This is a genomic window from Ensifer sp. LC384, from assembly GCF_001695865.1.
Classification (GTDB): Bacteria; Pseudomonadota; Alphaproteobacteria; order Rhizobiales; family Rhizobiaceae; genus Ensifer.
Genome location: NZ_MBST01000018.1, coordinates 105,384 through 116,166, shown reverse-complemented (window position 1 = coordinate 116,166; position 10,783 = coordinate 105,384). Strand labels below are relative to the sequence as shown.

General features: G+C 58.8%; 10 protein-coding genes. All 10 read right to left on the bottom strand.

The window, feature by feature from the left end; genetic code table 11:
* Nucleotides 1-117: 117 nt before the first annotated feature.
* The 10 genes from BC363_RS15825 to BC363_RS15780 all read right to left on the bottom strand — a co-directional run bounded on the left by BC363_RS15825 (nt 118) and on the right by BC363_RS15780 (nt 10,782).
* Nucleotides 118-1,233: a hypothetical protein gene (locus BC363_RS15825; RefSeq protein WP_065783941.1), complete on the bottom strand. Its 1,116-nt coding sequence runs from the start codon at nt 1,231-1,233 to the stop codon at nt 118-120.
* A gap of 10 nt (nt 1,234-1,243) precedes the next feature.
* Nucleotides 1,244-1,879, bottom strand: a complete 636-nt coding sequence (locus BC363_RS15820; protein WP_065783943.1) for a hypothetical protein — start codon at nt 1,877-1,879, stop codon at nt 1,244-1,246.
* Nucleotides 1,879-2,145, bottom strand: a complete 267-nt coding sequence (locus tag BC363_RS15815) for a hypothetical protein (protein ID WP_065783945.1) — start codon at nt 2,143-2,145, stop codon at nt 1,879-1,881. Before BC363_RS15815 ends, BC363_RS15820 begins: the two co-directional genes overlap by 1 nt.
* The gene (locus BC363_RS15810) at nt 2,145-2,687 is read right to left on the bottom strand and encodes a WGR domain-containing protein (RefSeq protein ID WP_065783947.1); all 543 of its coding nucleotides are present in this window, start codon (nt 2,685-2,687) and stop codon (nt 2,145-2,147) included. The genes BC363_RS15815 and BC363_RS15810 overlap by 1 nt, the downstream gene beginning before the upstream one ends.
* 77 nt (nt 2,688-2,764) lie before the next feature.
* Nucleotides 2,765-3,898: a hypothetical protein gene (locus tag BC363_RS15805; RefSeq protein ID WP_065783949.1), complete on the bottom strand. Its 1,134-nt coding sequence runs from the start codon at nt 3,896-3,898 to the stop codon at nt 2,765-2,767.
* On the bottom strand, nt 3,895-5,262 hold the full coding sequence (locus BC363_RS15800) for a DnaB-like helicase C-terminal domain-containing protein (RefSeq protein ID WP_065783950.1): 1,368 nt from the start codon (nt 5,260-5,262) through the stop codon (nt 3,895-3,897). Before BC363_RS15800 ends, BC363_RS15805 begins: the two co-directional genes overlap by 4 nt.
* A gap of 118 nt (nt 5,263-5,380) precedes the next feature.
* Nucleotides 5,381-6,100, bottom strand: coding sequence for a hypothetical protein (locus BC363_RS15795; protein ID WP_065783952.1), 720 nt, complete (start codon nt 6,098-6,100; stop codon nt 5,381-5,383).
* Nucleotides 6,078-6,932 carry a PhoH family protein gene (locus tag BC363_RS15790; protein WP_065783954.1) on the bottom strand — a complete coding sequence of 285 codons (855 nt, stop codon included), beginning with the start codon at nt 6,930-6,932 and terminating at the stop codon, nt 6,078-6,080. Before BC363_RS15790 ends, BC363_RS15795 begins: the two co-directional genes overlap by 23 nt.
* Nucleotides 6,933-7,037: 105 nt before the next feature.
* Complete coding sequence (locus tag BC363_RS34450; RefSeq protein WP_141690335.1) at nt 7,038-7,526, bottom strand: hypothetical protein; 489 nt, start codon at nt 7,524-7,526, stop codon at nt 7,038-7,040.
* A 1-nt stretch (nt 7,527) separates the two neighbouring features.
* Nucleotides 7,528-10,782: a hypothetical protein gene (locus BC363_RS15780; protein ID WP_065783958.1), complete on the bottom strand. Its 3,255-nt coding sequence runs from the start codon at nt 10,780-10,782 to the stop codon at nt 7,528-7,530.
* Between the last annotated feature and the right edge of the window lies 1 nt (nt 10,783).

Genomic DNA, 10,783 nt, shown 5'->3' with positions numbered 1-10,783 from the left:
ACTTCTGGCGCACATCTCTCCGCTGGGTTGGGCGCACATATTATTGACAGGCGAATATCTCTGGCCCAAGGCCGCAAGCGCTTAGAGTGTCATTCCGCCCCCAGCCGGAACCGACCCCTAAGAGCCATCCCAGGTCTTGACCATCGCACCTTCGAGGCACTTGAGCTTGCCGGTCGCCTTATCGATCGTGACCTTCTTGAGCTCCTCCTCCCGCTGCGCATCGCCGCGAGCGAGATAGCTGGCGATCGTGGTGTTGATCAGCCGCTCGTAGATCGCATCGATCTCTTCGTGACTGTTAGCTTCGAAGATCGGCGTTTCGAAGACGGGCGCATTGGTAACGGCGCGCAGCTCGGAGACGAAGGTCGTCAGCAGATGACGCCGCGTCTCGTAGGGCACCTTGTAGGGCGTAGCGCCGAGGAAGCCGGAGAGCGGCACCAGGTCGAACGCGTGGAGCTCGGCTTCGAAGAGCTGACCATTCTTGCGCTTGAGCGCGCCCATGTTCGCGAAGAGACCGTTCATGGCCTCACCGTCGAGCGTGAAGGTCGGCTCGTCATTGTTGCCATCGAACAGGATCAGCGCCAGGTGACGGTAGTGATCGTCAACGTCGCCGTCGCGAGCGCCCTGTCGAATGTGACGTGCGGCCTCAAGGAGCGGCTCGGCGAGCTCCTGAAACGCCGGGATGGCCTTGCCGGAGCGCGTGAAGAAGGCACCCTTCCCTTCCTTCGCGATGAAGGTGCAGCGATAGCCGTCGAGCTTCGGCTCGATCGGGACCGGGAACTGCGTCACGCGTGAAGCCTCGTAAGGATGAGCGCGCATCACGCCGAACGTCGGCAGGAAGCCCGGCAACACGGTCTCGATCGTCGAATTGGAGATGCCGGCCTTGAGATCCTGGTTGAGGATCATGAAAAGAAGTTCGCGACCAACTTCCTCGAGGTCGTTAAACACGACGTCGATCGCCTCCTTTGCGGCATTGCCGGTAAGCTCGCGGGTCGCCAGCTTATTCAGAAGCTCACCGACCTTCGGGTGGTCGAACCAAATGTATGTATTCTGGGGCTTGATCGTCGGCATCTTCTTCAGCTTGATGCCGTAGGTGATGAAGGGATCGTAAGCCCAGCTCACGATGAACTTGCCGAGGTCGTCGGCAAGCAGCTTCTCGAGCCCCGCCTGTTTTTCCAGGCGTCCGGGCGAATTAGCGATTTCGCGAATAAGCGAAAGAGCTTCGGTGGCGTTCAAGGTAGTCTCCTTATGCTGCGGCGTTGATTGCAACCGACATGTCGCCGGTCATCGCTGCTCGGTTGATGGTATTGTCTTTGGCGCTCTTCGGCTGAGTGCGAACGACCGTGCGCGGCACGGCCACTTCGAAGTCAGCCTCTTCGCGATCGATGTCGAGCTTGCGCTTGCTGACCGGCGTCGAGCCGTAGAGAGCATAGTCGATCTTCTGCGGCGCAATATACGCGGTGGACTTGCCATCGCGACCTGGCGCCGTCTTGAGCTGCTCCTCGATGCGACCGCGGGTCGTCTGCAGCATCTGTCGCTCCTCGGGCGTGAGCTGATATTGATCGAGGACGCTTTTCAGCGGAATGACGCTCTTGATGCGCTCGAGGATAGGCGCATGGATCCGCACAACCTTGGGCTCGAGCGAGCCGTAGTCATCAGAGGCAAGCTGACCATTGACCTTGCCGATGCGATCGACAATCGCTGTTGCCGGGCACATGCCGCAACGCATGGCAACCTGGCAGCCCTGACGCTTCTCGATCTTCGTGCCGGCCCAGACCCGCTCGCGCAGCAACATGCAGCTTGCGACCTTGGTCTTCGCATTGAAGATCGGGCAGACTGTCTGCGCCTGGTTCTCGGATGACAGCGTGAGATATTTAGCCATCAGAATCTCCCGTAATTTTGGTGCGTGGTTGTTTCGGCGTGGGCGATATCCGCGTGCACACCGAAACGTTTGCGATAGGCTCGCCGGATGACCACGCGTATGCGGCACTCGGCGGTTGTCTTCATGGTGAACGCCTCAAAGAGAGCTGGCATATCCGGGCGCTGCATGACCTCTTCAACAAGGCCATCTTTGGCCTTCTCCCAGTCAGCAAGGCGCATTCTCTCTACGCGGCGCAGGAGGTCGAGCGCGTAGTCGACGGTCTCCATCAGAACAGGCCGAAACGCGGGTTGGCAGCGTAGGTTTTGACTGCCTCGACCTGCTCAGCTTCACGTTCCGCCTGGCGCGCTTTGGCGATCTCCGTCTTGGAGTAGACGCGCGCCGGCGCTTCACCAATCCACTTGCCGTTCTCGTTGTAACGCGCGGGATTGGTCTCCTGCGGGCGACCGGTCGTGTCGAGGTGCGGCAGGACATGTTTGATATCCGGGCCCGGTATACGCGGCCACAGAGCCGGTCCAACGGCCATGCGAACTTCGGCGTCGGTGTTGGCCTGCTTGATGTTCGAGCTGATCAGCTCGTAAGCCTTCCTGCGCCTGGAGTCGCACAGCTTTTCAAACTCGGATTCGGCTTTCTTCTGGATCGCGAACTGCTCAACCTTCAGATCGCCAGATGTGCCCTTCTTGCCCCAATGGCGAACGATGATCGCCATACCGTGCGTGTTCACCATCAGGTAAACGTCGTAGAACTTGTTGGATCGGTTGCCGTCAGAGAATGCAAATTTCTGCACAGCGATATCGAGTGGGTAACTCATTGCGTCTCTCGCTTCGTTGTCGTGCTATCTTGATAGCGTGTCTGCGTCTGGGTTGTAAGTAAAAATTGATTTAGCCGTCAAGAACCCTTTGAAGCTTTCTTTTTCGCTTCGTCAGCAGCGTAAGGGTTGCGCAGGCGCCATTTGACGTCGATTGCCGGCGTCCAGAGCGTCGCCGCGTAGTAGGCCTTGCGCACGACCTCAGCGATGACTTCGTTCGGATCTTTCTCGTATGGCAGCAGTGCGATGCGCACCTTGAGCCCGATCGATGTGAGGAGCTTGGCAGCATCGAGCGCCGCAATGAGCGCCTTCGGCTCACCGTCCCACATGATCGTAACCATCTTGATGCCCTGGCGCTTCAATTGCAGAAAGCGGCCGAGCTGGTCATCGCCGGTGGACGAGCCATAGGAGAGATGCTTGCCGAACGAACCGACAGCGACGACACGCCGGAGGTCCACGTCTTCGTCAAAGGCGATCTTGATCGCAGCGACGTCGAAGAAGCCCTCACCCATGCAGACTTCGTCTGTGAGCTGGACGTTGTGACCGTTAAGGAGGAACTTGCCGGTTCCTGGTAGACCCTTCGGAAAGAGGTATTTGCACTCGACAAGCTTTGCGGCCTCGCCGGTCGTCAGATCGCGCCCCTGGAACGTCTTGAGCGTGCCGTCGAGGTCATAGACCGGGATGATGACGCGATTGGAGAACCACTGCTGCTGCAGCACATTCTGCTCATCGCGGAACGGCCAGGAGCCGAACTGGCAGTAGCGCAGGCCGAAATACTGGGCGTATTCACCGGTGATACCGCGCTGCTCGAGATAGACGAGGTTCTCGCCGTCTGGCGTGGGCATTGGATCCGAATAGGGCAGCCGGACTTCGCCGTGATCGACTGCGACCGTCGCCATGCGCTTCGGGCGCCAGCCCTGCTCACGCATGATCTCCTTGCACGTATCGACGACCTGCTTCCAACTCTCATAGCCGTAATGCAGCTTGACGAACTTGGCCTTATTGAAAGTCTGGTTGCAGACGAAGCAGTTCCCCTGCCCCGTATCTGCATTGAGGTAGACGCGCGATCGGCCATCGCCGCAGTCCGGGCAGTATTTCGCGTTGATCTGCATACCGGACGAGCCGCGCCCCATTTTGTAGGGCAGGCTCTCGCGGTCGAAGAAGAACTCGAGATCGAGGTTCTCTGTGATCTCCTGGAAAATGTTGTCGCTCATACGCGCCCCATAACCTTCGTCAGGAACTTCAGCTTTTCTCTGTCCTGGCGGATCAACAGCGTCATGCCGTCTTCCGAGTTACGCGATGCGACCCAGTGCAGACGGGCCTCGCCAGACTGCTTCTCAGCCTCAGTCGCATTGATGCCAATCACGACGTCGGCAGTTCGGATCTTGTTGAAGTCTTCAGCGACGTCGGTCATCTTGGCCGTGTGGGCGGCTGCACCGGAGCGGTTCGTCTGGGTGGCCGACAGAAGTGCCAGGTCGTGCTTGTAGGCGATCGCGCGAATGTCGATGTAGATCGAGCGCAGGTTGTCGATCATGTTGTCCGAACGATAGTTCGCGGCCATGATGTCCGCGTAGTCGATCGCCAGCATATCGAGAACGATGCCCTCAGAGCGCCACTTCTCGAGGATGGTATCGACGCGGCTCGGCTGAAGCGTGCCAGATGCGAAGTCGCGAATGATCAGATGGCCGGCGTTCTTCTCGGCCGCTTGGATCTTCGCCTTGACGGTCTGCGGATCGTCCTTCAGGAGCCGCATAGCCGTATCTGAGAGGTTGGCGTCGAGACGATCGGCAATGATGCCCTTTGCCACTTCGCACGACAGATAGGCGGTGTTGAAGCCCAGGAGCGATGCGTTCTTGGTGAACTCGCCAAGCGAGAGGGACTTGCCGGCCTTCGCAGCGCCCATCATCAGCGACAGTTCGCGCCGACCCCAGCCAGCGTGATAGAGGTTGGCGTCGATCTCGGCATAGCCGGTCGAGATACCGCGCTTGAGGATCTTGCCGGCCTTCCAGTCCTCGCGAACCTGGGTGCGCTGCTCGATCTCCTTGAAGTAGTGATAGTCTCCTTCATCGTCCTGCAAGCCGACCGAGAGCGCCGCTTTCTGAAGCTTCTCGATACCCGCGAAGTCGCCGCGCTGAAGAAGCTCAACGCTCTTCAGGATCGCCTGCTCCATCGCCTGATACTTGGCGAAGTCAGCGACCTTGTTCATGACGTAGGAGGCGTTGGAGAGATCCGTGCGCACCGCGTCCTTGATTGCGGTCTTGATCTCGCCGAGCTGGTCGTCGCGGATGCGCTTCTTTGCTTTCTCATCCTTGATGAGCTGAGTGAGGATGCGCAAATCAGGCACAGCCTTATGCACCTGCAGATGACCCTTGATGATGCTGATGAGCTGACCGTGCGCGTCGTTGGCGAAATATGCCGGGTCGATCAGATCCTTGGTGCGATTGGCGAACTGCGTATCGCGCATGAACAGCGCGAGGGTCTTTGCCTGGAAGCCGTCATCGAACTCCCACTTCGCTGCTTCCTGACCGGCGACGTCTTCATCGTGTTCCTCGGTTGTCGCTGCTGCTACCTGGGACATTCGTCTACCTTTCGAAGTCAATCAATATTTACTGATCGCTATAGAGCGAAAAATAGCGCTATTGATCTCTGTCGAGCTTCACTTGCTTAACAGAAAATAGCGCTTTATCAGCGGGTTGCTAATGGATATGTCGATGAACGCGCTCGACCAGTTCAGGATCGAAGCGGGCCTCGACCTTATCAAGGGGCAAGCGGTTCTGATTGATGAACTGCGCCAGCGCATACCAGGGATTGCCACGCAGAGAAGCCTGCTTGAACAGCCATTCGTGGTAGTCGTTCTGATGGGCGATGTCGTCGTAGTTCTCGATCATGTATGCGGGATTGTCCGACAGATAGAGGCGCGCTGCCTGCATCTCCTCCCACTTTTCGACCGTCTTCTCGACGTCCTCGGCCTTGTAGAGGTGTTGAGCCTGCGGCAGGTGGTTCTGCCCCCAAAAGCGCAGACGCAAGCCCATGACCGTGTGAATGTATTCCTTGTAGGGCATGCCAATCGCATCTGCGACCTGCCGGCCACGCCACATACCGGAGAACTGGACCATATGCTTCTCGTTGAGCACCGCGAGGCCCGAGAAGATTTCATCGATCGACGGCACCTTGATAAAGGCCGAGGCCTTCTTGGAAAACTCGGTGGCGAAATACTGCCGGTAGACCTCGCCGAAGGCCTCGATGTAGTGACGGGTCGCCTGAAGCGGCGTCATCATCCGGTAATCGAACCACTTGGAACGATAAAGCTCCGAGTCGATCGCCAGGAGCTTCTTATCGATGAAGCGGAAGGCGACCAGATCGTCTTCAATCGGATCTGGTCGCGGCATGTCGTCAATCGGTGGTCGCATCTGCATTAAGGAATCTCTTCAGTCCATCATGAGCTTCTTCGTCGTTGCTCACTGAATAGTCAGAAAAGTCTTGGTCTTCATACAATTCGACAATTTTCTGAATGAGACCGTGCCGAACGATGTCTTCGCGGCCGAACTCGACCACGCTGACTTCCGGCAGCCGACGCAGAAGCTTGATCGCCCTCGGCATACCGGAGCTGATTCCGCGGTCGATCTGCTTCAGGTCGCCGTTGATGATGAACTTGGCGCCCTCGCCGATGCGCGTCAGAGCCATCTTGAACTCTGTGTCGGTCGCGTTTTGCATTTCATCGAAGATTACCCAGGCCTTCTTCAGCGTGCGGCCACGCATAAAGGCCAGGGGCACCGGAACGATAATCTCAGCCTGGACGAGATACTCATATTTGGCTTGGCCGAAAGCGTCGTGGAATGCCTCCTCGAGCGGGACCAGGTAGGGTCTGAACTTCTCCATGAGGTCGCCGGTCAGGAAGCCGAATGAGCGCTCAACCTCGACGTTCGGGCGGGTGACATAGATCTTGTCGATGACGCCGGCCTCGAGAGCCTCGGCAGCGCGCTGGATAGCGAACCAGGTCTTACCTGTGCCGGCCGGGCCGGTCCCAAAGACGATGTCGGAGGACTTGATGGCCGCGTCGTAGCGGCGCTGACCATTATTCTTCGCCTCGGCCAGGCCTTCCTTCTTCTTGGTGCGCGAAGGCTTGCGGCGATTGGCCTGCTCCTCGACGACGGCTGCGAGCAGATTAACGTGCTTGGTGGGCTTCACAGAGGCGCCGCGGCGCTCCTGTCTATTCGAGGACTTGGAAGAGCGGCGAGCCTGGGACATTGGTTACTCCGATGCGTCTGGATGACATCAGTTTACGCGATACGGCATCGGTAAGTAAATATTGATTGAGAGCGGAGTGCATTATTCCGCTCTCAATGGGATGACTTAGAGGGCGCTCGCCCAGGTCCAGAGAATATCCAGATCGGCAGGCGGAAGACTAAAGAGACCGGTCAACTCGGCGAGGAACGGATTGGTGCGCTCAAACGTGGTCGCCTCGATCAGCTCGGTGATCATGCGCGCCTCATCCAGCGGCGCCATGCCGAGCGACCGGATCTTGTCCTGCACGATCGCCTTGGTGATGCCGATCTCGAGCGCTGCCAGCCAAAACTGACGAGAGGACAACGACGGCATTGCGCTCCGAATTTCCTCCGGCGTAGGTGGAGTAAGGGGAACGTATGGATCGATCGGAAAGTCCGGGTGATCAATAAGCCATTGCTTAATGACCGGGCTCAAGCCGTGGGGGTCGCTTTCCCGGTATGCATGTTTAGCGTCGAACGTATCATCGCCTGAAGGATTGGAGACGTTGCATTCAATGATGAGGGCTTCCCCATCAATATCACGAGTGATTTTTGTTACCGAATTGATTATAAACATATTATGCTACTCTCTGATATAGTGCGGTCTGATAACTGCCGTCCCAACTAACGTATCCACGATGACGCCATGTGCCCGCCAATACCGCGCCGCTGCCCCAACCATCGTTGACATAGTGTGCAGCAGTGGGACCGGCGAGACGGATCACATATGTCTGATGGAGAATGCCTGTAACACCATAGCATGTGACATACGTTCCGATTGGGAGGTTCGTTTCGCTGGCGTTGGTGCCTTTATAAATCTGACTCAAATCAATGGCATGATAACCATCAACTGTATCTGCGTTTCCTGCTCCGTTAGCCCAGTTCACATTGAAGTTGGACGGGTTGTAGACATACATGTTGGTGCCGTCATTACCGCCCCAGAGCCACGACGGCTGACCGGCCTGGCCGGACCAGTTGAAGTTCAAATCAACACCACCGACGCGGATCGGATAAGCACGACCACCCACCGAGACCTTGTTTGCGAACTGGTTATTGAGGTAGTTCGACAGCCAGTCGCCGGTTCCACCCCAAAGGGTGCCAAAGACGTTGCCATCGCCCGCCAGACGACCAGAAGCACCCGCGTAGACGGTGCCAGAGGCGCTAACATTTCCCGTTACGGAAAGACCGTGCCCCATCGACACCGTGCCGCTCGCAGCGTTGACCATGAACGGGCGGAGCGCGTTGTATCCTCCGGCCTGGTCGCCTGATGCGGTAAACATCAGGTAAAGCGTGCCACCATCAAAACGCCAGAACTGACCGTAGTTGCCATACTTGATACGGTAGTTGTTGGCCGAGACAGACATAATCTCGCCGGCGCCCGTAACCTGCGCGACATTGGTCGTTCCGTTCTTGAAAACGAAACCGCGACCCGCGCCGTTGCCCATCCGGAAATACATATTGTAGTCGGACGCACCGTCGAGCCGACCACCATAGGTCGCGTCGGCTTGCGAAGACATATAGACGGAATAGGCAGCGTCACCGTTCCAGAAACGAACGCCATTCCCCTGCCCCGAGGCAAGGAGAACGTTGTTGTTGCCCGCCGCGGTATCGGAGCGCAGGAACTGGGTGCTATCAAGATCGTCGAGCAGGTCAGCCGACAGGCCAGTGCCAGGACCGTCATTGCCGGCGTGCCATACTACGTTTGCGCCAACCGTCGGCGTGACGTTGAACGTGTAGGAGTAACCAGCCTCGGCGAAGATATCGATGGTGTTGGTGCCATTTCCCCAACCGACGTAGCCGGCGCGGAGATCATCGTTCTTGCGAAATTCGACAAAGCCAGGACGAGCAAGAGAACCCGCCACGAGCTGCAGATAGCCGTTGGACCCGGTGCTATTCACAACGGCGACTGAGCCGGTGAATACACCACCCGCAGCGTTCATCTTGGAGTTAAGCGCAGCCTGGAGACCAGTGGTGTCACCAATAGCGTGAAGATGCGTAGCGGCAGCTTTCGTGTTCAGTCCGTTCTGGACGAACGCCGTCGTGGCGATCTGAGCAGTGCTGGTGTAGAGGGCAGCGGTCGGCGCGGTCGGCGTGCCAGTCAGCGCAGGAGAGGCCAGAGAGGCCTTTGCATCGAGCGCAGCCTGGAGACCAGAGACATCGGCGATCGCGTGGGTGTGCCCCTCAGTGGCGAGGCCGGATGCTGCTATCGCAGCCTTGACGTGCGCAGTGGTCGCAAGGCGAGTTGAATTGTCGGCTGCAGCCTGAGTCGTAGCCGTCGGATTGCCAGTCAAGGCAGGCGAAGCAAGACTTGCCTTTGCGTTGAGCAGAGCGGCGAGATCGGTGATATCGGCCGCGACATGGGTATGCGCGAGATCAGCCTTGCCGGCCAGAGACTGCGTAATAGTCGCGGCGAAGTTGGGATCATCACCCAGAGCGTCGGCGATCTCCTGCAGCGTGTTCAGCGTGCCAGGCGCCGCGCCGATCATCTCATCAAGAGCGGTGCGAACATACTCGGTATTGGCGATCTTGGTCGAGCGATCCCCGGCAGCAGGCGTCGGCGTCGTAGGTGCGCCGGTGAGGGCCGGCGAAACGAGTGACGCCTTTTCGTTCAATGCGGCCTGAAGGCCAGCAACGTCAGCGATAATGTGTCCATGCACGATCGCCGGCGCATATGCGGCCACAGCCTGACGAACGCGCTCGGCCGTCCAGTTGCGTTCCGTCGTTGAGGCTCCGGCTTCCGCTTCGACCCGGTCAATCGTCTGAAGCGCTACCTGGGCACCGATGTTGGTGCGCACAAGGGCGGGATCAGCGAAGTCCGCGCCATTTGCGGCCTTGAGGACGTAGTTGCCAGGCTCGAACTGATCAGCCTCGGCAGCAGACGCAGCCGCAGCAGCGGCCCAAGCCTGGGCTGCATCGCGTGCGGTTTCAGAGCCGGTCTTCGCCGTCTCAGCGTCGTCGCGAGCAAGGATTGCCACATCGCGCGCAGCTTCGGTGATAGCCTGCGCAGTCTGCGCACCAGCCTCAGCCATAGCTGCCGCATCGCGCGCAGCGTCGGCGCCGGTCTTTGCGTTCTGAGCTGCAGTCTGGGCCGTCTCAGCAGCGGTCTTTGCGGTAACGGCAGCCACCTCGGCCGCACCTGCGGCAGTCGCGCTCGACTGGGCCGCATTGCGATGGTCGAGCGCCTCCTGGGCCGAGATTGCAGCGGCATTCTTGGAAGCAAGGGCACCAGCGGCGCTACCGGAAGCGGCAGTTTCGGATCCAGCGGCAGCCGTCTGCGAGGCCGCAGCTTCGCCAGCCTTCGTGGTCGCAGTTGTCGCGTGCGTCGAGGCGGTGTTGCGGTATGCAAGCGCGTTTGCTTCAGAGGTCGCCGCATTGGTCTCGGACGCCTTGGCGTTCGTTTCAGAGGTCTTGGCGCTGTTCTCCGAAGCCAGGGCGGCAGCGGCAGAGGCCGCAGCAGCGTTCTTGGAGGTGTTCGCGTTGGTCTCAGAGGTCGCAGCAGCGATCTTCGAGGCGTTCGCGCTTGTCGCAGACGTCGAAGCCTCGCCGGCCTTGGTCGTCGCTACACCCGCCGAAGCAACGGCGATGCCTCGAGACGCGTTCGCATCAGCCGCGGCAGCCTGAGCGTCGAGCTTGGCCTGGTTCAACTCCGGCGTAACATCGCCGGTATCACCCTTATCACCCTTCGGACCAACAGCAGATGCGACGAGCTCCACACCGACGTCATCGCCGGAATAGATCTCGATAACGCCCTGGTCGGACTCGACCTGCAGAATTTCGGTGACGGTCGGAAACTCAACCTGAACGTCGCCAGCTTCGATGAGGATCTTATCCATG

Bases quoted from the DNA above. Each gene is read 5' to 3' on its own strand.
- BC363_RS34450 (WP_141690335.1), bottom strand. From the start codon at position 7,526: ATGTTTATAATCAATTCGGTAACAAAAATCACTCGTGATATTGATGGG.
- BC363_RS15805 (WP_065783949.1), bottom strand. From the start codon at position 3,898: ATGAGCGACAACATTTTCCAGGAGATCACAGAGAACCTCGATCTCGAG.
- BC363_RS15790 (WP_065783954.1), bottom strand. From the start codon at position 6,932: ATGTCCCAGGCTCGCCGCTCTTCCAAGTCCTCGAATAGACAGGAGCGC.
- BC363_RS15810 (WP_065783947.1), bottom strand. From the start codon at position 2,687: ATGAGTTACCCACTCGATATCGCTGTGCAGAAATTTGCATTCTCTGAC.
- BC363_RS15820 (WP_065783943.1), bottom strand. From the start codon at position 1,879: ATGGCTAAATATCTCACGCTGTCATCCGAGAACCAGGCGCAGACAGTC.
- BC363_RS15800 (WP_065783950.1), bottom strand. From the start codon at position 5,262: ATGTCCCAGGTAGCAGCAGCGACAACCGAGGAACACGATGAAGACGTC.
- BC363_RS15815 (WP_065783945.1), bottom strand. From the start codon at position 2,145: ATGGAGACCGTCGACTACGCGCTCGACCTCCTGCGCCGCGTAGAGAGA.
- BC363_RS15795 (WP_065783952.1), bottom strand. From the start codon at position 6,100: ATGCAGATGCGACCACCGATTGACGACATGCCGCGACCAGATCCGATT.
- BC363_RS15780 (WP_065783958.1), bottom strand. From the start codon at position 10,782: ATGGATAAGATCCTCATCGAAGCTGGCGACGTTCAGGTTGAGTTTCCG.